General features: G+C 73.5%; 25 protein-coding genes and 1 pseudogene. 24 read left to right on the forward strand and 2 right to left on the reverse strand.

The window, feature by feature from the left end; genetic code table 11:
• The first annotated feature begins 125 nt into the window (after positions 1-125).
• From Sdia_RS11730 to Sdia_RS11825, 20 genes are all read left to right on the forward strand, one after another.
• On the forward strand, positions 126-1691 hold the full coding sequence (locus tag Sdia_RS11730) for a DUF2637 domain-containing protein (RefSeq protein WP_189499994.1): 1566 nt from the start codon (positions 126-128) through the stop codon (positions 1689-1691).
• The gene (locus tag Sdia_RS11735) at positions 1691-1903 is read left to right on the forward strand and encodes a hypothetical protein (RefSeq protein ID WP_189499995.1); all 213 of its coding nucleotides are present in this window, start codon (positions 1691-1693) and stop codon (positions 1901-1903) included. Before Sdia_RS11730 ends, Sdia_RS11735 begins: the two co-directional genes overlap by 1 nt.
• 27 nt (positions 1904-1930) lie before the next feature.
• Positions 1931-2095, forward strand: a complete 165-nt coding sequence (locus tag Sdia_RS11740) for a hypothetical protein (protein WP_189499996.1) — start codon at positions 1931-1933, stop codon at positions 2093-2095.
• Between the two features lie 204 nt (positions 2096-2299).
• Complete coding sequence (locus Sdia_RS11745; protein WP_189499997.1) at positions 2300-2761, forward strand: hypothetical protein; 462 nt, start codon at positions 2300-2302, stop codon at positions 2759-2761.
• On the forward strand, positions 2761-2982 hold the full coding sequence (locus Sdia_RS11750) for a hypothetical protein (protein ID WP_189499998.1): 222 nt from the start codon (positions 2761-2763) through the stop codon (positions 2980-2982). Before Sdia_RS11745 ends, Sdia_RS11750 begins: the two co-directional genes overlap by 1 nt.
• A 147-nt stretch (positions 2983-3129) precedes the next feature.
• Positions 3130-5283 (forward strand): hypothetical protein, encoded by a 2154-nt coding sequence (locus Sdia_RS11755; RefSeq protein ID WP_191835343.1) that lies wholly within the window; start codon positions 3130-3132, stop codon positions 5281-5283.
• Positions 5284-5285: 2 nt separating this feature from the next.
• Positions 5286-5705, forward strand: coding sequence for a hypothetical protein (locus Sdia_RS11760; protein WP_189500000.1), 420 nt, complete (start codon positions 5286-5288; stop codon positions 5703-5705).
• 75 nt (positions 5706-5780) lie between these two features.
• Entirely contained in the window at positions 5781-6647 is an 867-nt protein-coding gene (locus Sdia_RS11765; RefSeq protein ID WP_189500001.1) for a hypothetical protein, read from the forward strand.
• On the forward strand, positions 6644-8044 hold the full coding sequence (locus tag Sdia_RS11770; RefSeq protein WP_229830600.1) for an ATP-binding protein: 1401 nt from the start codon (positions 6644-6646) through the stop codon (positions 8042-8044). The genes Sdia_RS11765 and Sdia_RS11770 overlap by 4 nt, the downstream gene beginning before the upstream one ends.
• A 93-nt stretch (positions 8045-8137) precedes the next feature.
• Positions 8138-8629, forward strand: coding sequence for a hypothetical protein (locus Sdia_RS11775; protein ID WP_117350441.1), 492 nt, complete (start codon positions 8138-8140; stop codon positions 8627-8629).
• A 147-nt stretch (positions 8630-8776) separates the two neighbouring features.
• Positions 8777-8983 carry a helix-turn-helix domain-containing protein gene (locus Sdia_RS11780; protein ID WP_189500002.1) on the forward strand — a complete coding sequence of 69 codons (207 nt, stop codon included), beginning with the start codon at positions 8777-8779 and terminating at the stop codon, positions 8981-8983.
• 157 nt (positions 8984-9140) lie between these two features.
• Positions 9141-9527 (forward strand): helix-turn-helix domain-containing protein, encoded by a 387-nt coding sequence (locus Sdia_RS11785; RefSeq protein WP_189500003.1) that lies wholly within the window; start codon positions 9141-9143, stop codon positions 9525-9527.
• Positions 9524-9715 carry a hypothetical protein gene (locus Sdia_RS11790; RefSeq protein WP_189500004.1) on the forward strand — a complete coding sequence of 64 codons (192 nt, stop codon included), beginning with the start codon at positions 9524-9526 and terminating at the stop codon, positions 9713-9715. Before Sdia_RS11785 ends, Sdia_RS11790 begins: the two co-directional genes overlap by 4 nt.
• Entirely contained in the window at positions 9712-10425 is a 714-nt protein-coding gene (locus Sdia_RS11795; RefSeq protein ID WP_189500005.1) for a hypothetical protein, read from the forward strand. Before Sdia_RS11790 ends, Sdia_RS11795 begins: the two co-directional genes overlap by 4 nt.
• A 25-nt stretch (positions 10426-10450) precedes the next feature.
• Positions 10451-10741 carry a hypothetical protein gene (locus Sdia_RS11800; RefSeq protein WP_189500006.1) on the forward strand — a complete coding sequence of 97 codons (291 nt, stop codon included), beginning with the start codon at positions 10451-10453 and terminating at the stop codon, positions 10739-10741.
• Complete coding sequence (locus tag Sdia_RS11805) at positions 10738-11013, forward strand: hypothetical protein (protein WP_189500007.1); 276 nt, start codon at positions 10738-10740, stop codon at positions 11011-11013. Before Sdia_RS11800 ends, Sdia_RS11805 begins: the two co-directional genes overlap by 4 nt.
• Positions 11010-11357, forward strand: a complete 348-nt coding sequence (locus Sdia_RS11810; protein WP_189500008.1) for a hypothetical protein — start codon at positions 11010-11012, stop codon at positions 11355-11357. The genes Sdia_RS11805 and Sdia_RS11810 overlap by 4 nt, the downstream gene beginning before the upstream one ends.
• A gap of 101 nt (positions 11358-11458) precedes the next feature.
• Positions 11459-12568 carry a tyrosine-type recombinase/integrase gene (locus Sdia_RS11815; RefSeq protein WP_189500009.1) on the forward strand — a complete coding sequence of 370 codons (1110 nt, stop codon included), beginning with the start codon at positions 11459-11461 and terminating at the stop codon, positions 12566-12568.
• Between the two features lie 35 nt (positions 12569-12603).
• Positions 12604-13029, forward strand: a complete 426-nt coding sequence (locus tag Sdia_RS11820) for a hypothetical protein (protein ID WP_189500010.1) — start codon at positions 12604-12606, stop codon at positions 13027-13029.
• 47 nt (positions 13030-13076) lie between these two features.
• Positions 13077-13934, forward strand: coding sequence for a hypothetical protein (locus Sdia_RS11825; RefSeq protein WP_189500011.1), 858 nt, complete (start codon positions 13077-13079; stop codon positions 13932-13934).
• Between the two features lie 122 nt (positions 13935-14056).
• Here the strand turns inward: Sdia_RS11825 and Sdia_RS11830 are convergent, their stop codons facing one another.
• Both Sdia_RS11830 and Sdia_RS11835 read right to left on the reverse strand, forming a co-directional pair.
• Positions 14057-14710, reverse strand: coding sequence for an MBL fold metallo-hydrolase (locus Sdia_RS11830; protein ID WP_189500012.1), 654 nt, complete (start codon positions 14708-14710; stop codon positions 14057-14059).
• Positions 14711-14759: 49 nt separating this feature from the next.
• Entirely contained in the window at positions 14760-15455 is a 696-nt protein-coding gene (locus tag Sdia_RS11835; protein WP_100453181.1) for a maleylpyruvate isomerase family mycothiol-dependent enzyme, read from the reverse strand.
• A gap of 273 nt (positions 15456-15728) precedes the next feature.
• On the opposite strand from Sdia_RS11835, the gene uvrA reads away from it, so the two are divergent.
• The 4 genes and pseudogenes from uvrA to uvrC form a co-directional block, all read left to right on the forward strand.
• Positions 15729-18719 carry an excinuclease ABC subunit UvrA gene (gene uvrA, locus Sdia_RS11840; protein WP_189401105.1) on the forward strand — a complete coding sequence of 997 codons (2991 nt, stop codon included), beginning with the start codon at positions 15729-15731 and terminating at the stop codon, positions 18717-18719.
• Between the two features lie 155 nt (positions 18720-18874).
• Positions 18875-20629 carry an alpha/beta hydrolase gene (locus Sdia_RS11845; RefSeq protein ID WP_100453183.1) on the forward strand — a complete coding sequence of 585 codons (1755 nt, stop codon included), beginning with the start codon at positions 18875-18877 and terminating at the stop codon, positions 20627-20629.
• A gap of 112 nt (positions 20630-20741) precedes the next feature.
• On the forward strand, positions 20742-21164 hold the full coding sequence (locus Sdia_RS11850; RefSeq protein ID WP_100453184.1) for a Rieske (2Fe-2S) protein: 423 nt from the start codon (positions 20742-20744) through the stop codon (positions 21162-21164).
• Between the two features lie 77 nt (positions 21165-21241).
• Positions 21242-23335: pseudogene (gene uvrC, locus Sdia_RS11855) on the forward strand (excinuclease ABC subunit UvrC); the annotation flags it as partial.
• Positions 23336-23797 lie beyond the last annotated feature (462 nt).

The raw sequence follows: 23797 nt of genomic DNA on the forward strand, positions 1-23797 counted from the left end.
CCCCGGATTTGTCGGCCCTGCCCACTCCGTCCGCTTCGGGACCGGCGGCCGTCGCTTCGGGGACGGCCGCCGCCACTTCGGGCGCGCCCTGCCCGCCACTTGCTCACCTTGTACCGGAGGACCACATGACCCTCGCGACCCTGCCCCTCGGGACGCGCCCGCCCCGCCCCGCTTCGGATACACCGCCTGCCGCTTCGGACGCGGCGCCCGGAACTTCGGAGACGGCTCCGGCCGCTTCGGACACGCCGCGCTCCGCCCGCCGGTGGAACCTCCCCGGTGGACTCACCCGGGCGCAGACGATCACCGCCGCGGCCATCGTCGGCGCCGCCCTGGCGCTCGCCGGGATCGGCCTCTACCTGTCCTTCGAGCACGTCGCCGTGTTCGCACACGAGCAGCTCGGGTTCGCCACGCTGGGCAAGGCCAGGCTGTTCACCGTCGGTGTCGACGTCGGCATTCTGGTCCTGATCGCCCTCGACCTGCTGATGGCGTGGCTGCGCCGGCCGATCGGCTGGGTGCGGTTCCCCGTGTGGCTGCTGACCGGCGCGACGATCGTCCTCAACGCCGCCTCCGCCGCCCCCACGGCGGGCGCCTGGACCACCGTTGACTACGTCGCGGCGTTCGCCCACGGCATCGTCCCGGTCCTGTTCATCGCCGTCGTGGAGATCGGCAAGACCGCCATTGACCGCGTGGTCCGCGAGGTCACACCGGCTCAGGGCGTGCCCCTGCACCGCTGGTTCCTCTCCCCCGCCCCGACGTTCGCTCTGTGGCGGCGTATGAAGCTCTGGGCGGTCGACAGCTACTCGGACGCGGTGAAGCTGGACAAGGAGCGACGCGTCTACCGCGTGATGCTGGAGCGCCAGCACGGCAGCGTCCGCAAGGCACCCTCCGACGCCCGGCTGCCCCTCACGATGGCCCGGTACGGCCTGTCCGTGGACGAAGCCCTTGCCCTGCCTCAGGAGGCCGAGGCCCGCGAACAGGCCCGCCTGGAGGCGGAAGAGGACGCCCGGGCGGCGGAGGAGGAGCGGCGGGCCGCCAGGGCCTCCAGGGCAGAGATCGCCCGCCTGCGGGCCGATGGAGACGTCCAGGCCGCCCGGGCAGACGTCGACGCGGCCACCAGCCGCGCGGAGGTCCTGGCGGGCGCCGCTGTCGCCGCCGCCGAACGGGCCGCGACCGCCGAGACGGAGGCCCTGGAGTCCGAGGCTGTTGCCCGGGCTGACGCCGACCGCGCGGCCGCTGAGCACCGCGCCGCCGAAGCCCGCCGACGCGCAGCCGAAGCCGACGAAGCCGCAGCCGAAGCCCGGGCCCGTGAAGCCGAAGCGGCCCTCATGGAAGCCGAAGACGCGGCCCGCACGGCAGCCGCTGAGGCCAGCACCGAGGAGGACCGGGCCCGGGCTGCGCAGGCGCGGCGGGACGCGGCCGAAGCCGATCAGGCCGCAGCCGAAGCCCGCCGCGACGCAGCCGAAGCGGAGCGCCGCGCGGTCGAAGCCGAGGATGAAATGAACCTCTCGACCCGGGACCGCAAGATCCGTCGAGTGGCCCGAATGATCCTCACCGAGGGCAGCGGCATCCCCGAGAGCATCCCGCTGGAAGCGGTCATGGCGGCCTGCTCCGTCGCCCAGGGGACGGCCTCCGAATACCGCACGGCCGCCACCGCCCTCCTGGCGGAGGGCTACGCCCCGGAGGCCAGGTGATGGCACGCACCCGCGCCCCCCGCCGTCGGCCCCCGGCGGTCATGACCCCGGGGCAGCTCGGCTTGTTCGGCAGCCCGGAGCCGTGGCAGCCCACCGGCTGTACCTGCTGGCCGGCCGACCTGCGTGGCTGCCACCACTGCCGGACCTGCGACACCTGCCAGGACTGCGGCCAGTGCGCCGGCCGAGGCTGCACCTGCACCTGCACCGACTGACCAACCGAGAACCACCAGGAGGAACACATGGACCGCCTTGACGAGATCCTCGCCCGGGCCGCGGAGCGCGAGAAGGAATTGGAGGAGATGCACGCCGACTACGAGGAGATCGACGCCCGCGAGTACGAGGAGTTCAACGCCGAGATGGACGCCCGCGATGAGGCCATCGGGCAGCCCCGCCGAGGCGACTGATCCCGGCCTCTGAACAACGCAGGCGTGCAACGCGCGCACCGCTGGAGGGCGGCGCCGGCCACACCGGTCGGCGCCGCCCTCCAGCACGTCCTGGAGCTGCTGCTGCCGTCCCCGCCCCGGCGGGTGCGGTTGTGGGACCGCCAGGCCCCCGCCCGACCCCTGCCAGGACGCGCACCGCCCTGGCCACGCCCTAGAGGAGTACTCATGAGTTCCACCGAGAAGTGGACCCCCGATCACCTGCTGTCCCCCGCGTCCCGTGCGATCCACCTGGAGCAGCGGCGGGCCCAGCTCTTGCCGATCGTCGACGACATTCGGCGCCTGGCCCGTGAAATGTCCGCGTTGGTCGGGGAAATGGACTCGATCGAGGGTGACCTGCCGGGCCAGGCCGCGCTGAGGGCCCGGCACGTGACGAAGCCGCTGTTCAAGGCCGCCGACGACGTCGAGGCCGCCGTCGGCGACCTGGTCGCCTTCAACCAGCGGTACCAGCGCTCCTACGAGGAGTTGCCGGAGAAGCGGGCGGAGAAGCGGGAGGCGAAGCACCGGCGGAAGTTGGAAAAGGCCGGCGGCTCCCGCCCGGAGATCGGGTCCGGGCCGACCAGCACCGCTCCGGCGAAGACCGACGCCAAGTTCGACGACATCTTCGACGGTCTGCGGCGGGGTGCCTGATGGCGGCTCAGACCAAGGCGGAGCGTCAGGCGGCCAACCGGCGGGCGCACTTCGAGAAGCGCCAGGCGGAACGCGCCGGGCGCGGGCCGCGCGGGCTGGCCGAGTCGTGGATGGAGAGGGCCAGGGCGGTCGCCGCGACGAGGGAGAAGGGCGGCGACGAGGAGGTCTGGAACGACCTGTCCCGCACCATCGCCAACTGGGTCACCCGCTACGAGCAGTGACCGCCCGCTCAATCAATCCACCGGTCAATCCGGGGCTGTGACCGTCTCGCGCATGCGTAATGCGGAGGCGCGGGCACACGGGCGCACGGACACGCGCGCGCGTACGCGAGACGGTCACAGCCTGTCAACCCCTTCTGGGAAGGAATCATGAGCGACGAGACCGACGACACCGGCCAGGTGCTCCCGTTCCGGCCGACGCGGGGCACACCACCGCCTCCTCCGCCGCCACCGCCACCGCCCCACCCGCCGATGCTCTCGGAGCCGCCCGCCAGCATGCCGGTGGTGATCGATGAGGATGAGCCCCCGCCGACCCTCGTCCTGCCGACGCTGTCCGTTCCCGAGCCCGCGGCTCCGCCGCCGCCGGTCCCGGCTTTACCCGCGCTCAGTACGCCGGAGCCTCCGGCCGTGCTGCGGTCGGAGGGGCACGGCGAGGTGGAGGCCGCGGGTGAGGGTGGCCGGGGGCGGGACGGCTTGGGCGGCGTGATGGTGGCCGCGATCGGAATCGCGGTCGCCGCACTGCGCGGGATGACGCAGTGGGCGGAGGACCGCCGCCAGCGATTCCAGGACCAGGCCCCGGTCCGCCTGGCCGCCGCGAAGGCCAAGGCCGAGCGGATCAAGGACCGTGCCGAGCACGATGCCGCCCTGGCGGCCATCGGCAACGACGCGGCGAAGGCCCGCGCCAAGGGCCGCGTGCAGTCGCCGACCGAGTTCGGACGCGACGCCACCAAGAACAAGGGCGGCAAGGGCTCGAAGGGGACGTTCGGCGAGAGCGGCTCCAGTGGGAGCGGCCGTGCCCCGAAGCCCGGCCAGGGCAAGGGCAAAGGCGGCTCGGGTGGCAAGGACACGACTGCCCACGGGTCGACCGGGGCGGGCGGGAAGCCCGGCGCCGGCGGCAAGGGCAAGGGCAGCGATAAGGGCCCGAAGGGGGCGGACGGGGCGGGGGGCAAGAGCCCGAGTCTGGAGCGGGCCCGGGGCCGCCAGGAGCGGGCCGCGGACAAGCAGCGGGCGAAGGACCAGCGGCGTGCGGATCGCGCGGCGGCCCAGCTGGAGGACTGGGGCAAGGGCCGGGATCGCCGCCACGGGTCGCAGGACGACCGGCAGGCGGTCAAGGACCGCATCCGTAACGGTCGCCTGGAGGCTAAGGCGGCCCGGAAGGACGCCGCCCGCGACGCCCGCCGGCAGGAGCGGGCCAAGCGCAAGGAGGAGAAGGCCGCGAGGGACCGTACGACACTCGGGCAGTCGCTCGGGCAGTCGATCACCGAGGAGGCGGAACGTCGGCTGAAGGACCGGCGTGACGCGCTGGACCCGCCGGTGCTGAGCCGGAACAGGAAGAACACCCCGGCCGAGGATGCCGAGTCCGGGCCGAAGGTCGACCTGACGAAGAAGCCGCGGGCGCCGAAGGGATCGTCGACGGCGCCACCGAAGGCCACGTCGCCGAAGCCGCCGCCGCCCGGATCGGAGACGGCGGCCGAGCCCCCGAAGCAGGAGGCCGGCGGGCCGACGGGGTCCGGGCCCGGGTCGAGGTCTCGCCGCAACCGCGAGCAGCAGCCGCCTCCCCGGCAGGAGCCGCGGGCGGACGGGGAAGAGTGGCTGCGGCCGCCGCCCGGGATGCGCGTGGAGTACACCGTCACGATCGACCGGCCCGACCGGGAGGCCCAGGCCCAGGCCAGGGCGAGGGCCAAGGCCGAGGAGGAGCTCCGGCGGAGGGCCAGGCTCGCCAACGTCGTCACCCCGAACCCGGGTCTCCCGCCCGGCCCCACCGCCGGTTCGGAGACGCCGCCGGGCTCCCCGACACCACCGCCATCGACATCGTCGAGCACCAGCTCGCCCGCACCGAAGACAGAGAGGAAGGCACCGATTCCGATGCCTGGAGGACCGCCTGCCCGCCCTGCCCCGCCGCCGTCGTCGGTGGGCGACACCCAGTTCACCGACTCCGACCTGACCGTGTACGACGTCATCGACGCGGACCAGGACATGGCGGAGGAGATCACGGCGGGCGCCGAGCACGCCCTCCTGGTCGCCGACCGGTGCCAGCGCCTCCAGGCCGCCCTGGAGGGCCTGCGCGCCTCCCTGATCGCCAAGAGCGTGCCGGGGGTGTTCGTCGGCTGGTGCACCCGGCTGATCGAACGGGCGGGGGTCGTGGAGGACAAGGCCGTCGCGGTCGCCCGGGGCCTGCCCCGCGCCTCGGAGGCCATCGCCCACGCGGGGGCCGTCGCCGCCGAGCACGACAAGCCGGTCGCCGACGTCGTCCGGGACATGGGCCACACCGCGCCCGCCGCCGCCTCGTACCACCAGGAGTAGCCATGGGAATGGATCTTGCCCGGGTGGGCAGCAAGGTCGCCGAGATCTTCGTCGACGGCGTCACCTACACCGTCGCCACGGCGAAACTGGGCCTGGCGTCGATGGCGATGCTCGCGCTCAGCGAGTCCGTGCGCGGCGCCTACACCTACGTCGAGGGATGCGCCCGGCAGGTCGACACCCTCGCCGACACCGCGTCCGCGATGTGGGTCGAGGGCGTGGTCGTCGACGCGCACCGGGACGCCGCCGCCGTGATGCGCGGCGTGCTCGCCGACGCCGAATCCCTGGCGAACGAGGCCGAGGGAATGGCCGGCGACTTCAAGGCCGCGAAGGCCGGGCACGAGGCCGACTACGGGCCGGTGCACGACGCAGTCGTGTCCAAGCCGGGCCAGATGGCGACCCGGGAGTACTACAGCAACCGCTGACCCCACCAACCCTCTGCGGGGCGGCCGGAGCCCACCGGGTTCCGGCCGCCCCGCCCTGTTTCGGAGGTAGTCCTCATGCTCGCTCGCGTGCGGGCGGTGGCCAGCCGGGCCACCGCCGGTCGTGCCGCCACCGTTGCCGGGGCCGCGGTCCTCACCGTGGGCCTGGGCGCCGACGCCGTCACCGTCCCCGGCGTCCTCGCCACGGTGACGACCGCCGGGATCGGCCTGGCGACCAACATCAAAATCCTGAAAGCCCCGCGCTCCGCGCGGGACACGGCCATCGGCGTCTACCTCGCCCCGCACACGGGCGCGTGCGTCCTCCTGGTCGCCGAGCGCCTGGCCCCGGACACCGGGACGTCCCTGCTCGTGCAGACGGGCGTCGTGGCCCTGTGGACCGCGGCCACCTGGTACCTGCGCCCCGGCCGCCTCGCCCGCCAGCTCGTCGACGAGGCCGTCGCCCAGGAGCTTGCCGCGCTCGACGCCGCTGCCGAGGCCGTCCTGGAAGAGACGGAGACGGAGGAGCCTCCGGCGCCCGTCTACGACACCCCGCAGGCCCAGTGGTGGGCCGAGAACATCGCCACCGAGGACGGCATCGCGCCCGGCACCGTGCTCCTGGAGCACCGGCAGGTGACCGAGGAGTGCCTCGCGCTCGTCATCGGGTCGGCGACGCGCGGGAAGGCCGTGCCGCTCGGCAAGGACTTCACCTCCGACCTGTCCGCGGTCCTGGACCTGCCGGAGGACCGGATCGAGGTCGGGCCCGTGCCCGGCCGCGGTGCCGGGGTCCGGCTCCTGGTCCTGGGCGTGCGCCCGCAGCCCGCCGAGCCGGAGCAGGCCGCCACCGACGACGACCAGGCGGTGTGGGCGGCCATCGCCGCCACCGCGATGCCCGGCGTCGAGCTGATCGAGACCACCACCTACACCATGCAGAAGGAACTGACGTGACCGAGACCGTAGTGGAGCACTTGCTGAGGACGCCGGCGGGCGGGGTGAAGCGGTACGACCACGCCGCGCTGTGCGACCTGCTCAAGGTCGAGGACTACAGCCGCGTCATCTTCGAGCAGGGGGCCGGACGCGAGGCGATCGTGCGGGTCTACCCCTCCAACCCGCTGATGAACATGAGGCCGGTCCGCCTCGATGACCTGGTCATGGACGCGCGGGGCCGCGTCGTGCTCGGCTCCTACTTCGACGGATCGCCGCTGAGGTTCCGGCTGTTCGACCCGAAGACGGGCAACGCGCAGCGCGGCGCGGTCTTCGGGACCACGGGCGCGGGCAAGTCCAGGCTGGCGCAGGCGATCCTGGTCGCCTGCAAACGGTCCGGGATCGTCGTCCACCTCGCCGACCTCAAGGAGGGCCAGTCGGTCCCCGAGGCCGTCGGGCAGGTCGCCACCCGGGTCACGACCCAGTACGAGACGATCCTCATGCTGCGCGGCCTGTTCGACGAGGCCAAGCGCCGCATGCGGTCGTACGCGGCGATGGGCCGGTCCGGGTTCGTCAAGGACCACCCCGACCCGCTCGTCTACGGCATCGTCGACGAGGCCAACCGGCTGCTGGAGAAGGACGCACCGTTCCGCGACGAGGCGGCCCGCCTCATCAAGGAACTCGGGCGGACCGGCCGGTCAGTGGGCGTCGGCATCATCATCCTCGCCCAGGCCGGACACCTCGACGAGCTCGGCGGCAGCGACACCCTCCGAGGCATGCTCAAGGAGGGCGAGGTCATCCTGCTGCGCTGGTCGTCGGCGATGATGCAGCAGCTCGTCTCCGACGGCCTCCTGCCCCAGGGAGAGGCGCTCCAGCCCATCCCGAAAATCGTCGGCCAGGTGCGGCGGGTCCTGCGGTACGGCGAGACGGCGCCCGATGACGAGGACGACGCCAACTCGCAGGGGATGCTCTACCACCTGACGTCCCGCCGCCCGACGAGCATGGCCCGGACGTACGTCGTGGGCAGCGTCGAGCCGTGCACCGGCTACGACCCGCTGATCCTCGACCTGTACGGCGAGGCGCCGCCCCCCGGCGAGCCGATCGACTTGGAGGCGTACGTGACCGCCAAGGAACGCAAGGCGGCCGCAAAGGGTGGGGGCCAAGGGGGCCTTGGCGAGTACGAGCCGTCCCCCGACACGGACGAGCCGAGCCCCGCGACGATGACGACCGCCCAGCGGATCCTCGCGGCGCTGCCGCCCTACGGGATGACCGAGGCCGCGCTCCAGGACGCCCTGGACGGCGACGGCGGACGGACGGTCCGGCGCGGCACCCTCCGCACCACCGTCAGCACCCTCCGGAAAGAGGGCGCCGTCGCCCGCCCCGACAGCACCGGGCTGATCGTCCCCACCCCGGCGACTTGACCCGCCAACACCGCACAGCAGCACCCCACAGGCCCGGAGCATCCCCCGCTCCGGGCCTGCCCCATACCCGCGCACCCCGAAGGGCCCGACGCCATGCAGCACCAGGAGCAGCACGACCAGGAGGCCGCCCGCCTCATCGCCGAGGCGTACACCGACGACGTCCCGGCCGTCACCCGCTACCGCGACACCACCCCGCCGACACCGACAGGAGCCGCGCCCGTGCCGCAGCCCGGAGCCCGCGCCCCCATGTCGCAGCGCGCCACGGACATCAGCGTCATGACGCTGTCCGCCGGCGTCGCCTCGCTCCCCCTCGGCGGCGGTGCCGCACTCGTCCTCTGGCAGCTCTCCAGCGTCAACCCGGCCGTCCTCGCACTCGCCGCCGCCGCCCCGGTCGGCCTGGCCGGCGCCCTCGGCATCGCCGCCCGCATGATCGGCCGCGCCGTACGGGACGGCGCGGCCGCGCTCCCCCCGAGCGAGGTCCACCATCACCACACCGGCCCGACCCTCGTACAAAACACCGCCTACGACCAGCGCACCACCCGAGGCGTCATCGCCCGCACCGGAGACACCCACCGCACCCGCTGAACGCCCCTTCACCAAGGCCCCGGCCGCCCCTTCCAACAGGGCGCGACCGGGGCCTTTCTGCGTTCACCCACCACCCGGCCGAATGTGGCACACTCCTCCGCCCTTGACACCAATGGCGCGGACGTCGCGCCGGGACGGAGCGCCGCCGTGAACACCGCCGCCCCCGCCGAGGAATGGCTGACCGCCGCACAGGTCGCCGCGCACTTCCAGGTCAACCCGCGCACCGTTTACCGGTGGGCAGCAGCCGACCCCAAGATGCGCGTCAAGCGCCTCGGGCCGGACGGCCGGACCCTGCGCATCCACGCCTCCGAACTGGAGCGAGGCGGGAACGGCCAGGGAACCCCGACCGCCTGACACGCACCACCCGAGGGCTGGTTGTGGGCCGCCTCGGGGATCGCAGTACGCCGACTGGTTGAGGGCCGGGCGATCACCGAGCACAGAGGTTCCGCACCATGCCTGTACTGGCGCCCCTCCCCGGCCCGCCTCCGGCCCCCCTTGGGGGTGTCCGCGGATGACCGGCGATGTCCTGGACAGGAAATCGCGCGCCGCGCTGCTCCTCGCCCGGGGGATGCCCACCGACCGGGTAGGCCGCGACGTCGGCGTGACCGGCCGCACCATCCGCCGATGGCAGGCAGACCCTGAGTTCGCGGAGCAGGTGGCCGAGTTCCGGCGCGCCGCCCTCTCCGAGACCGTCCGGACCCTGGAAACCGTGGCCCGCACTGCCGTGTCCGTCCTCGGCCGGGCGATGACCGACGAGGACGTGCCCGTATCGGTCCGCGTCCGGGCCGCCCTCGGCGTCCTCTCCACCCTCCCCACGATTTCCGCCCACGCCGAGCTGGAGGAGCGCCTGGCCGCCCTCGAGGCCGCAGCCGACGCCCGAGACGAGGCCCACCGGTGACCCACCGCCTGCACACCCGCGTCGGACGACTGGAGCAGCGCCGCGCCCGCGCGGCCGCACTCGGCGCCGAGGTCCTCGACCTCCTGGCCGAGTGGGAGCACCGCGACCCCGACGCCTTCACCGACGCACTCACCACCGGCCGCCTGGCCGCCCTACTCACACCCCCCGAGAGGAACGCCCCCCGATGACCTACTCCGACGTCGTGGCGCACGCCCGCGCCCTGTCCGCCCTCGACCCCGACTGGACACCGCCCGTGCAGATCCCGCCCGGCCGCACCCTCGACCTCACCGAGGCCCGCCGGCGCGCACATCCGGTTGGTTCGTCCAAGTTGGACGAACCAAATCCGCGCCACCGGGTCCTCAACGTCGGCGCGGTCCGGGCACAGCGTGAGGCCGAGGAAGCAGCCCGCCGGCCCCCGCTCGCCCCGGCCAGCAGCCTGCGGTTCGTCGCGTCCGGGTCGTGGCGCTGGTGCCACGTCCACCCCCGCCTGCCGGACGCCCGCGGCTGGACCCGCCTCGCCGCCGCCCTGGTCTCCGCGGGGCCGCTCCTGTCGCTGCGCGTCGACCAGGGCCCCGCCCTCGGCCACGGCGGGCACACCCGGTTCCAGGGCGGAGACGGCGGCGCGGTGTGGGCGTCCGTGGCCGTCGACCCGGAGGTGTGCGGGACCCCGCACCGCACGGCCCGCGTCATCGCGCACGAGCTGGCGCACGTCGCCGACGAGCTGGCGACGCTCGCCACCGTGACCGCCTCCGCCTGGTGGGCCTCGTTCTCCGACCCACACCGGACCGCGGCTGCCGAGGCGTTCGCCGTCGAGGCCGAGGAGTGGCTGACCCCGCGCACCACGGCGGCCGAGCTGCTCGACGCCGCACGCCGCCACCAGGCGGGCCGCCGTGGATGAACGCGCCTCTACCGTCCGCCTCGGCGTGGCCGTCCGTCACCGGGCCGCCCACGCCGCCGACCAGGCCCGCGCTGCCGGGACCTGTGGCCACCCCGGCGCCCGGTTCTGCACCACCCTGGCCCCCGAGGCCGGCGCCTGGTGCGTGGCGTGCGGCGCGGCCCACATCGGGGACTTGCTCACCACCCCGTGGTGCCTGTTCTGCGACGCGTACGCCCGCCCCGGCCTCACCGCCGCCCGCTCCGACCGCCTAGAGGTTCTGATCCGGGCGTGCGACCCGTGCCTGACCCGCGACACCACCCCCGAGGAGACCCCGTGACCCGCCGCCACCTCCAGCGCCTGGAGCGCCTGGAGCCCCGCATCGATGACCTGTCCGTGTGGCTGACCGAGCGGCGTGGCGACCAGCTCGCCGCGGTCATCACGCGATCCCTGGACGCGCTCCGCGACGAGACGACCTCGCTCCTTCGCACCGAGGGCCGGCCAGACCTTGCCGACCACATCACCCGCGAGTGGCCCGGGTGGGCCGCCCGCATCGTCCCCGAGCAGATCGCCGCCGTGACCGGCACCGACGTGGGAGAGAACCGACCGTGACCGCCAGCATTCCCACCCGCCTGGAGCGCCTGGAGCGCGACCGCTGCCCCGGGTGCGAGGACCCGCGGCCGCTCCCCGACCACCAGGCGTGCCTCGACCAGCCCATGCCGAACCGCGCTGAGGGCCGGGCGATCGTCTTTGCCCGCACCGAGCAGCTGCTGGCCGCCGTCTGGCCCCGAGCCATCGGCGGAGACGCTCGGGCCGCCGCCACCGCCGTGCGGCTCCTCGACCAGCAGGCGCGCGTCCTGCTGCCGACGCACGACCGGGATTCGGACCGTAGCGGCATCGTGCCGCTGGAGGAGCTGCTGCGCCTCGCCGACACCGACGACGAAGCAGACGCGTAGGGGCGGCCCCGAACTTCGTGCCTGTCGTCCCGTTTCGCGCATGTCGCACTCTGGCTCTTGATAATGTTCCTTCTCAAGAGCCAGAGTTGAGGGAGGACCACATGGGCGAATCCGCCCGTCAGTTGGCCGTTCCGCTGGACGAGGTCCTGGACGCGGAGCTGGTCGAGGACGACGGACCGGCCGGGACGGAGCTGGTGCGCACCGGGAAGGACCGGCACCTGTCCCCCGGGACGGTGGCCGCTATCGCCGCCTCGGTGCCGGACTCGACCCGCCGGGCGTACGGCGCGGACCGCGAGGCGTTCACCGCCTGGTGCGCCGAGGAGGACCGCACACCGCTTCCGGCGACGGCCGAGACCATGGCCGAGTACGTCAGGCATCTGACCGTCACGCCCCGGCCGCGCACGGGAAGGCCAGCCGCGCCGTCCACGATCGAGCGCGCCATGTCGGCCGTGACCACGTGGCACGAGGACGAGGGCAAGCCGCGGCCGTCCATGCGCGGGGCCCGCGCGGTGCTCAACGCCTACAAGGACCGCCTTGCCCGCAGCAGCGACCCGGCCGCGACCGCCCGCCAGGCGACCCCCGCCCAGCCGCAGCAGCTCCGCGCGATGCTCGCCGGGGTGGACCGGGCCACCCTCGCCGGGAAGCGGAACGCCGCCCTGGTCCTGGTCGGCTTCGCCACGGCCGCCCGCGTCTCCGAGCTGGTGGCCGCGAACCGCGTGGACGTGGTCGAGGCAGAGCACGGCTGGGACGTCCACCTGTACCGGGGGAAGGTCCGCAAGCACACAACCACGGCGCTCCTGTACGGCACGGACCCGGCCACGTGCCCCGTGCGGGCCCTGCGCGCGTACCTGGAGGCCCTGACAGCCGCCGGACGTACCGAGGGGCCGGTGTTCCTGCGCGTGGACCGGTGGGACCGCCTCGCCCCGCCCCTGACCCGGCACGGGCGGCCGATAGGGGACCCTGCCGGGCGGCTCACCGCCGAGGCCGCCGCCGACGTCGTGGAGCGCCTGGCCGTGGCCGCCGGACTCGCCGGCGCCTGGTCCGGTCACTCCCTGCGCAGAGGGTTCGCCACCGCCGCCCGCGCGGCCGGGCACGACCCGCTGGAGATCAGCCGTCAGGGCGGGTGGGCGGACGGCTCCCGCGTCCTGGCCCGGTACATGGCCGACGTGGACCGCGTGAAGAACAGTCCGCTGGTCGGGATCGGCCTGTGACCGGCCGCCCGACCGCTCACCACCAGGAGGAGCACATGCCCAAGCCGTTCACCGCCGTCGCCCCGGGCCGGGTCACCGCCGTGGTGGCCCTCTGTGCGGCCGTGGTCGCCGTGTCGTGGCTGCCGGTCGCCCCGGCCCTGTGGACCGCGCTGCGCACCGCGCACGGCATGGCCGCACCGGCGGCCGTCGTCCTGACCGTGACCCTGTGCCTGGCCCCCGTGGCGCCCCTCGGCGTCCTGGTCGCGCTGCGGGAGCACTCCGTACACCTCAGGGCCCGTACGGGGGCCGTGGACGCGCTGCTGATCGTGGCGCACCTCGTGTACGCGGCGGGCTTCCTGGCCGTCCTGGTGAAGCCGCACGGCGTCCTTGCCGCGTTGCTGCTCGCCGCGCCCCTCGCCCAGGAGGCCCTGACCGTGGGCGCGCTGCGTCTGCGCTTGCACACGTCCCTCGCGGGTTCCTGACTTGCGGGCCCGGCCACTCACCACCACATCACCAGGAGGAGACCGAGATGACGACCGAGGAACACGCCCGCTGGAACGCGCTGGAGGTCCGGGAGCCGGGCCAGGTGCCGGCCGTGACGCCGCTGGCGTGGCAGGTGGCCAAGCTGACCGACCACGCGGACCGGCTGATGAACAACGCGCTGCCCGACACGTTCCCGTACGAGGTGGAGCGCGGGACGGCCGGTGACGCCCTGGCCGTGCTCGCCCTGCGGGAGTCCATCCGCCGGGACGTCGAGCACGGACGCGGCACCCGGGTCCACGAGGCGCTGCTGCTGGGGGCGTCCTGGCGCGAGGTGGCCGCCGCGCTGAACGTCGAGACCGGCGAGGCCCGGGAGCTGCTGCGCACCTGGGCGCAGGGGCAGCGGAACCTCTGGCAGCGGAACGAGGCCGAGGGGCGCCGCCCGTTCGGGCTGGACGCCGACGCGTACGCGGCTGTGCTCGCCCTGGTCGAGTGGGACGACGAGGCGCCGGCCCCGGCCGCGGCCCGTGTCGAGGAGCGGCACCAGGACGACACGGAGCCGGTGAAGGAGTCCACCCGCCGCTACGCCGAGGAGCTGCGCGCCAACCCGGGGAAGGCATCGGCAGACGGACACACCGGGTGGGAGTGCAGCGCGGGCGCGTCCCTGATTGCTGAGGCGATGACCCCTGGCCCCGGTTCACTCGGCACCATGCACGGGGTCATCTACGTGTGCCCCGGCCACCAGGCCGACGCCGAGACCCTGATCAGCACCACCGGCTGCATCCCCGAGGTGCGGGACGCCCCGCCCAGGCACCGGTGGGACCCGTGGCCGTGCGGTCATGTCACCGCCTTCGGCCCCCAGAAGGGCCCCAAGTGGCTGACCGCACCACTCCCTGACGCTTCCTGACCGACCCATTCCCTACGCCAAGGGCCCGCGACCACTACGGTCGGCCGCGGGCCCTTCTCTATGCATTACCACCAGCGGGGCCCGCCGCCCGCTGACGGTTGAGCCAGCAGCGTTCCGCCTGCTCACCAGCCGCGGGCGCGCCACTCCGCGAGGTGAGGACGCTCGACGCCGAGGGTGGTGTCGTTGCCGTGACCGGGGTATACCCAGGTTTCATCCGGCAGGACGCCGAACAGCTTGGTCTCCAGGTCGCCCATCAAGGAGTCGAACTCCTCCGGAAGTGTTGTCCTGCCAGGACCGCCGGGGAAGAGGCAGTCCCCGGTGAAGAGGTGCGGGTGGCCGTGCGGGTCGTCGTAGACCAGGGCGACCGACCCCGGGGTGTGGCCGACCAGGTGGCGCACGGTCAGCTCGACCCGGCCGACCCGCACCGTGTCGCCGTCGTCCAGCAGCACGTCGGTGGGGACCGGGATGCCCTCGGCGTCGTACCGCCCGGCCTGCGTCCGGGCGCCGGTGGCGGCCACCACCTCCGCCAGCGCCTGCCAGTGGTCGCCGTGGCGGTGGGTGGTGACGACGGAGGCGACGGAGTCCCGGCCGATCAGCCGCAGCAGGGTCTGCGGCTCGGCGGCCGCGTCGATCAGGAGCTGCTCGCCGGTGGCCCGGCAGCGCAGCAGATAGGCGTTGTTGTCCATGGCGCCCACGGCCACCTTGGAGATCATCAGGTCGGTCAGTTCGTGCACGTCGGCGGGTCCGCCGACCTTCACCGCTCCGCTGTACGTCATGGCCGTCACCCTATCGACGCGCCGGCCGCCGGCCCGGGCTCCGCCGCCCTCACAGCGGCGGCAGCGCGGGCAGCGGGCCGCCGTCGGTCCTCAGGCCGGCGGGTGCCCGGCGCCCGGCGAGCCAGCCGAGCAGATCGGCGGGGGCGCCGGTGACGGTCAGCGGCTCCTCGCCGGGCGCCGGGGCGCGGCCACTGGTGAGGGCGGGGGAACCGGCCGGGCGCAGCAGCAGCGGCGGCACGTCCGGGTGGCCGGTGAAGCGGTCGGCGAGGAAGGCGTTCTCCGCGTCGGTGAACTCCGGCGAGAGGTCCTCCAGCTCGCGCCCCGCGCCGAGGTCGACCTGGTGCAGCTCCACCTCGACCAGCCGCCGGAAGGGGACACGGGCGAGCCGGTCGGTGACGCCGTTGCGCAGCTCCACCACGGCCTCCCAGTCGGTGACCTCCGACAGGGCGGTGGCCAGCCGGGCGGCGCTGAGCCGCACGTCCTCGGCGAGGGTCTCGGCGGGCCGGCCCGCGCCCGCCTCGATGTCGGCGTCACGGGCCTCGGCGCTGGCGTACATGGGGCGGCCCGCCACGACGTTGAGCAGGGCGTCGGCGTTGCGGGCGAGATGGCTGAGGAGGTGGCCCCGGGTCCAGCCGGGCAACCGCGAGGGCTCGGCCAGTGCCGCGTCGTCCAGCGTGCCCGCGACGGTGAGCAGCCGGGCCGTGGCCTCGTCCAGTGTTGTGAGATCGCGCACAGGATCAGTCATGGAACGACCCTAACGGCAGGGGGTCCGGCCACTCGTTCGGGTGAAGGAGGCGCCATCCTCCCGGGAATCGAATGTACGTGCTATACGCTCGGTCCCCGGAAGAGGCATCCTGGATGTGGCCGGGATGCCGTTCCCCGACGGCGGCCCACTGCCGCCCTCGGGCCGAAGCCCACCGCCCCCGACCGCTCATCCCCTCCACCGCTGCCGCGGCACTCCCGTACGTTGTTCCCGGGGGTTCCGCTCCCGCTTCACTCCAGAAAGGTGCGGACCGGCGTGGCCGACCGTCTCATCGTCCGTGGTGCCCGCGAGCACAATCTGAGGAATGTCTCGCTCGACCTCCCGCGTGACTCCCTCATCGTCTTCACCGGGCTCTCCGGATCGGGCAAGTCCTCGCTCGCGTTCGACACGATCTTCGCCGAGGGCCAGCGGCGGTACGTCGAGTCCCTCTCCTCGTACGCCCGCCAGTTCCTCGGCCAGATGGACAAGCCCGACGTCGACTTCATCGAGGGCCTGTCGCCCGCGGTCTCCATCGACCAGAAGTCCACCTCGCGCAACCCGCGCTCCACGGTCGGCACCATCACCGAGGTCTACGACTACCTCCGCCTGCTCTTCGCCCGGATCGGCAAGCCCCACTGCCCGGTCTGCTCCCGCCCGATCTCCCGCCAGTCACCGCAGGCCATCGTGGACAAGGTGCTGGGCCTGCCCGAGGGCAGCCGCTTCCAGGTGCTGTCGCCGCTGGTCCGCGAGCGCAAAGGCGAGTTCGTCGACCTCTTCGCCGACCTCCAGACCAAGGGGTACAGCCGCGCCCGCGTCGACGGCACCACGATCCAGCTCGCCGACCCGCCGAAGCTGAAGAAGCAGGAGAAGCACACCATCGAGGTGGTCGTCGACCGCCTCACGGTGAAGGAGAGCGCCAAGCGCCGCCTCACCGACTCCGTGGAGACCGCCCTCGGCCTCTCCGGCGGCATGGTCGTGCTCGACTTCGTCGACCTTCCCGAGGACGACCCCGAGCGCGAGCGGATGTACTCCGAGCACCTCTACTGCCCGTACGACGACCTCTCCTTCGAGGAGCTGGAGCCCCGCTCCTTCTCCTTCAACTCGCCCTTCGGCGCCTGCCCCGACTGCACCGGCATCGGCACCCGCATGGAGGTGGACCCGGAGCTGATCGTCCCGGACGAGGACAAGTCCCTGGACGAGGGCGCCATCCACCCCTGGTCGCACGGGCACACCAAGGAGTACTTCGGCCGGCTGGTCGGCGCCCTCGCCGACGCGCTGAACTTCCGCACCGACGTGCCCTTCGCCGCGCTCCCGCAGCGCGCGAGGAAGGCCCTGCTCCAGGGTCACAAGACCCAGATCGAGGTCCGCTACCGCAACCGCTACGGCCGCGAGCGGGTCTACACCACCGCCTTCGAGGGCGCCGTGCCGTACGTCAAGCGGCGCCACTCCGAGGCGGAGAGCGACTCCAGCCGGGAGCGGTTCGAGGGGTACATGCGAGAGGTCCCCTGCCCGACCTGTGAGGGCACCCGGCTCAAGCCGATCGTGCTGGCGGTCACGGTGATGGGGAAGTCCATCGCCGAGGTCTCCGCCATGTCGATCACCGACTGCGCCGACTTCCTGGACAAGCTCACCCTCTCCGGCCGCGACCTCAAGATCGCCGAGCGCGTCCTCAAGGAGGTCAACGAACGCCTCCGCTTCCTGGTCGACGTCGGCCTCGACTACCTCTCCCTCAACCGCCCGGCGGGCTCCCTCTCCGGCGGTGAGGCCCAGCGCATCCGGCTGGCCACCCAGATCGGCTCGGGCCTGGTCGGCGTGCTCTACGTCCTGGACGAGCCCTCCATCGGCCTCCACCAGCGCGACAACCACCGGCTGATCGAGACCCTGGTCCGCCTGCGCGACATGGGCAACACGCTGATCGTGGTGGAGCACGACGAGGACACCATCAAGGTCGCCGACTGGATCGTGGACATCGGCCCGGGCGCCGGTGAGCACGGCGGCAAGGTCGTCCACTCCGGCTCGCTGGACGAGCTGCTCGCCAACAAGGAGTCGATCACCGGCCAGTACCTCGCCGGCAAGCGCTCCATCCCGGTGCCGCAGATCCGCCGCCCGGTCGACCCGGCGCGGCAGCTGACGGTGATCGGCGCCAAGGAGAACAACCTCCGCGACATCGACGTCTCCTTCCCGCTCGGCGTCCTCACCGCCGTCACCGGCGTCTCCGGCTCCGGCAAGTCGACGCTGGTCAACGACATCCTCTACACCCACCTGGCCCGCGAGCTGAACGGCGCCAAGAGCGTCCCCGGCCGCCACACCCGGGTCGAGGGCGACGACCTCGTCGACAAGGTCGTGCACGTCGACCAGTCGCCGATCGGCCGCACCCCCCGCTCCAACCCGGCCACCTACACCGGAGTCTTCGACAACGTCCGCAAGCTCTTCGCCGAGACGATGGAGGCCAAGGTCCGCGGGTACCTCCCCGGCCGCTTCTCCTTCAACGTCAAGGGCGGCCGCTGCGAGAACTGCCACGGCGACGGCACCATCAAGATCGAGATGAACTTCCTGCCCGACGTGTACGTCCCGTGCGAGGTCTGCCACGGCGCGCGCTACAACCGGGAGACCCTGGAGGTCCACTACAAGGGCAAGTCCATCGCCGAGGTGCTGGACATGCCCATCGAGGAGGCCCTCGGCTTCTTCGAGGCCGTCCCCACCATCGCCCGCCACCTGCGCACGCTCAACGAGGTCGGCCTCGGGTACGTCCGCCTCGGACAGCCCGCGCCCACCCTCTCCGGCGGCGAGGCGCAGCGCGTCAAGCTCGCCGCGGAGCTCCAGAAGCGCTCCACCGGACGCACGGTCTACGTCCTGGACGAGCCCACCACCGGCCTGCACTTCGAGGACATCAGCAAGCTGATCACCGTCCTGTCCGGGCTGGTCGACAAGGGCAACTCGGTCATCGTCATCGAGCACAACCTCGACGTCGTCAAGACCGCCGACTGGGTCGTCGACATGGGTCCCGAGGGCGGTAACGGCGGCGGCCTCGTCGTGGCCGAGGGCACCCCCGAGGAAGTGGCCGGCGTCCCGGCGAGCCACACCGGCAAGTTCCTCCAGGACGTGCTCGGCGCCGACCGGATCAGCGAGGCCGCCGCCGCGCCCCGCTCCGGCGGCGCCCGCAAGACGGGGACCACCCGCAAGGCGGTCGCGGCCAAGAAGCCCGCCGCCAGGAAGACAGCGGCCGCCAAGGCCCCTGCGAAGAAGGCGAAGCGCACCGCCAAGTGACCGCCGGGTGACCGGAAACCGCCCGCCCGGCCCCGCCCCCGGACCGACCGCGCAACGCCGCCCGCCGCCTCCGCGTCCTCACCGGCGCAGGGGCGGCGGCGGCCTGCCCGGCCGCCCCTCGGGAAGCGGGGTGAACAGCCGCTGATGTGAGAATCATGATCGCCATGGGGAGTACCGCCCGCTCCCTGGCCAGTCGGGCCGGCGCCGCCGCGCGCCGGCCGTACTGGCAGCGGCCCAGCCCCGCCTACCTGGTCCGCCGCTGGCCCGACCTGACCGCCACCTGCGTGGCCACGGTCTTCTTCTGGCTCTCCCTGACCCCCTCGCTGGTGCCCCGGCCCTGGTACCTCCAAGGGCTGATCGGCGGCCTCAACGCGGCCATCGGCTACGCCCTGGGCGTCACCGTCAGCTGGCTCTTCCGGCTCCTGGTCGGCCGCCGGCCCCGCCCGGCCGTCCGCGCCCACGCCTGGCAGGCGTACTTCCTCCTCAGCCCGGTCTGCGCGGTCTGGCTGATCTCCGAGAGCGCCCACATGCAGCGCCAGCTGCGCGCCCTCCAGGGACTGCCGCCCTCGCTCACCTGGCACACGCCGATGATCGCCCTGATCACCGTCGCGCTCTGGGCTCTGCTGCTGCTCCTGGCCCGCGCCGTGCGCCTGGGCGCCAGCCGCCTCATCCGGCTGCTCGGGCGGCTGCTGCCGAGGCCCGCCGCGGTCGGCCTGGGGCTGCTCCTCTCCAGCCTGGCCGTCCTCTTCTGCGTCCAGGACCTCGTCTTCGAACGCGGGGTCGTCGACATCGCCGACCGCATCTCCAAGGCCACCGACGGCGGCACCAAGGAGGGCGTCACGCCGCCGGCCTCGCGCCTGGTCTCCGGCGGTCCCGGCTCGTACATCCGCTGGCGCGACCTGGGCTTCCAGGGGCGCAACTTCGCCGGCTCCGTCCTCACCAGCGAGCAGATCTCCGACTGGACCGGGCGGGACGCCGTGGATCCCGTCCGCGTCTACGCCGGCTCGGCCGCCCCGGAGGCCTTCGCCTACGACGAGGACCCCGTCGCCGCCCAGGTCGACCTGGCCATGAAGGAGCTGGAACGGACCGGCGCGTTCGACCGGGACGTCCTCGCCATCGCCGGGACCACCGGCACCGGATGGGTCAACGCCAACGTCGTGGAACCCCTCGAATACATGCACGACGGCAACACCGCCACCGTCGCCCTCCAGTACTCCTACCTGCCGAGCTGGCTCTCCTTCCTCGTCGACAAGGAGAAGGCCGCGCACGCCACCCGCGAACTGGTCGAGGCCGTCCGTGCCCGCTGGGCCGCGCTGCCCCCCGACGAGCGCCCCCGCCTCGTCGTCACCGGCGAGAGCCTCGGCGCGTACGCTGTCGAAGCCTCCTACGAGCGGCCCGGGGAACTGCTGGACAACGTCGACGGGGCCCTGCTGCTCGGGCCGCCGAACTTCTCGCCGCTCTCGGAGGAGATCCGCGCCCGCCGCGACCCGGCCAGCCCCGTCTGGCGGCCGCTCTACGAGGAGGGACGCAACTTCCGCTTCGCCCAGTTCCCCCGCCGGGACCTGGCCCGTCCCGACGCACCCTGGGAGGGGCCGCGCGTCGTCTACCTCCAGAACGCCTCCGACCCCGTCGTCTGGTGGTCCTACGACCTCCTCCTCAAGCGCCCCGAGTGGCTCGACGACCCGCTCGGCCCCGACATCACCCCCGAGATCAACTGGTTCCCCTTCGTCACCTTCTGGCAGACCAGCGTCGACATGGCCGTCAGCTACGGCGTCCAGGCACCGCACGGCCACCGGTACGGCGCCGGCCCGGTGGACGGCTGGGCCGCGGTGGCGCCCCGCGAGGGCTGGACCGATGCCGACACCCGCCGCCTGCACGACTTCATCGCCGCCCGCGACACCCCGTACTGACCGGGAGCGGGACCGCGACGGGCGGACGACGGGGGCGGGGCGGACGCGGCGGCGGGCCCCGGCTAGTGTCGGACGCGATCCCGAGCCGCCCACGGACCTCAGCGGAGGCACCATGTCCGCCCACCCCCTCTCCCGCCGCACCGTCCTGCGGGGCGCGGCCCTCGTCCCGGCCGCCGGGCTGGGCGCGGCGGCCTGCGCGGCACCGGACGACGGGCGGGCCGAGGGGCCCGCCGAGCCCGTCGAGCTGGGCGCCGCCGACGCCGTCGAGAAGGGCGGGGCGGAGATCTTCCGCGAGCACCACGTCGTCGTGAGCCGGTCCGAGGAGGGGGAGTACCGGGCGTTCAGTGCCGTCTGCACCCACCGGCAGTGCCCGCTGCACAAGATCAAGGGCACCGTCTCCACCTGCACCTGCCACGGCAGCCGGTTCGACGTCACCACCGGCGAGGTGCTCGAAGGACCCGCCGTCGCCCCGCTCACCGAACTCGACGTCTCCACCGACGGCGGGCGCCTGGTGGCACGGCCCAGGCCCGCCTGACCCCGCCCGCCGCGCGTCCCCGGAGCGTCACCGCGGGTCACGCCGGAGTGTCGGTGGCCGCCAGTAGGGTGTCTGACATGGCCGATCCCTCCAGCTACCGTCCGAAGCCGGGACAGATTCCCGATTCCCCGGGCGTCTACCGCTTCCGCGACGAACACCGGCGGGTGATCTACGTCGGAAAGGCGAAGAGCCTGCGCCAGCGCCTGTCCAGCTACTTCCAGGACCTGGCCGGCCTCCACCCGCGCACCCGCACCATGGTCACCACCGCCGCCTCGGTGGAGTGGACGGTGGTCTCCACCGAGGTCGAGGCGCTCCAGCTGGAGTACACCTGGATCAAGGAGTTCGACCCCCGGTTCAACGTCAAGTACCGCGACGACAAGAGCTACCCGTACCTCGCGGTGACGATGAACGAGGAGTTCCCCCGCGTCCAGGTCATGCGGGGCCAGAAGAAGAAGGGCGTGCGCTACTTCGGCCCGTACGGCCACGCCTGGGCCATCCGCGACACCGTCGACCTGCTGCTGCGGGTCTTCCCCGTCCGCACCTGCTCGGCGGGTGTCTTCAGGAACGCCGCCCGCACCGGCCGGCCCTGCCTCCTCGGCTACATCGGCAAGTGCGCCGCCCCCTGCGTCGGCCGCATCAGCCCCGAGGACCACCGTGACCTCGCCGAGGAGTTCTGCGACTTCATGGCCGGCCGCACCGGCGCCTACCTGCGCCGGCTGGAGCAGCAGATGCGGGAGGCCGCCGAGGAGATGGAGTACGAGCGGGCCGGGCGCCTGCGCGACGACATCGAGGCGCTGCGCCGCGCCATGGAGAAGTCCGCCGTCGTGCTCGCCGACGCCACCGACGCCGACCTCATCGCCGTCGCCGAGGACGAGCTGGAGGCGGCCGTCCAGATCTTCCACGTGCGCGGCGGCCGGGTCCGCGGCCAGCGCGGCTGGGTCACCGACAAGGTCGAGGCGGTCGACACCGCCGGCCTCGTCGGTCACGCCCTCCAGCAGCTCTACGGCGAGGAGCGCGGCGAGGGCGTCCCCAAGGAGGTCCTGGTCCCCGCCCTCCCCGACGACCTCGCCGCCGTCTCCCAGTGGCTCGGCGACCGGCGCGGCACCCAGGTCTCCCTGCGCGTCCCGCAGCGCGGCGACAAGAAGGCCCTGATGGAGACGGTCCAGCGGAACGCCCAGCAGTCCCTGGTCCTGCACAAGACCAAGCGCGCCTCCGACCTGACCACCCGCTCCCGCGCCCTGGAGGAGATCGCCGAGGCCCTGGAGCTGGACAGTGCCCCGCTGCGCGTCGAGTGCTACGACATCTCGCACTTCCAGGGCGACGACGTGGTGGCCTCCATGGTCGTCTTCGAGGACGGGCTGGCCCGCAAGAGCGAGTACCGCCGCTTCCAGATCAAGGGCCGGGCGGGCGACACCCAGCTCTGGCACGGCCAGGGCCAGGACGACGTCCGCTCCATGCACGAGGTGATCACCCGCCGCTTCCGCCGCTACCTCAGCGACCGGGAGCGCACCGGCGAGTGGACCGAGGAGCAGGACGCCACGGAGGGGGGCGAGGTCACCGCCTCCCTCACCGACGAGGACGGCCACCCCAGGCGGTTCGCCTACCCGCCGCAGCTCGTCGTGGTCGACGGCGGTCAGCCGCAGGTCGCCGCCGCCCAGCGTGCCCTGGACGAGCTGGGCATCGACGACATCGCCGTCTGCGGCCTCGCCAAGCGCCTGGAGGAGGTCTGGGTCCCCGGGCAGGACGACCCGGTCGTCCTGCCCCGCACCAGCGAGGGCCTCTACCTCCTCCAGCGCGTCCGCGACGAGGCCCACCGCTTCGCCATCAGCTACCAGCGGGCCAAGCGCTCCAAGCGCGTCCGCACCAGCCCCCTCGACGACGTCCCCGGTCTCGGTGAGACCCGCAAGCAGGCCCTGATCAAGCACTTCGGCTCCGTCCGCAGACTGCGTGCCGCCACCGTCGAGCAGATCTGCGAGGTCCCCGGCATAGGCCGCAAGACCGCCCTCGCCGTCGCAGCCACCCTGTCCCGGTCCGCCCCGACGGTCGCGGTCAACACCGCGACGGGCGAGATCGTGGGCGACGACGACACGGAACAGGGAGCGGCGGAAGCCGGGCAGGAGCCGGACTCCGGGGAGGGGACCGCACCCGGGGGGCCCGCCGGCGCGCCGACGGACACCCCGGCACCGGACGACGCGCACCGGGAGACGGACGGCGCGCCCGCCACCGGTACGGGCACTCGGCCCGGTCCGGACGCCACGAGGACGCCCGGACCCTCCGGCGAGGAACCGGGAGCCGTGGCGGCAGCCGCCTCCGGCGGGACAGGCGCCCCGAGCGGTGACCGTTGCGAAGGCACGGCTGAGGGCACCGGTGGAGCGGACACCGACCCCGGGACGCGCGGCGCGGACGGCCCGGCGGACGGGCCCTTCTCCGCGCCGGGTGACCCGGGTGCGGACGGGCCGCCGTCCGCGCCGGGGGCCGGAGGGGAGACCTCCCGCGCCGGGCGTGGCGGCGACGTGGCGCCGGGCCCGGGCGGACCGGACACCTCCGGGAGCTCCGGTGCACAGGCGGGGCCGTCCGCGCCCGTGAGCGGCGAGGAAGCGGCAGGTACCGGCGAAGTGGGCGACGGCGTGCGC

This window comes from Streptomyces diastaticus subsp. diastaticus, from assembly GCF_011170125.1.
GTDB lineage: Bacteria > Actinomycetota > Actinomycetes > Streptomycetales > Streptomycetaceae > Streptomyces > Streptomyces diastaticus.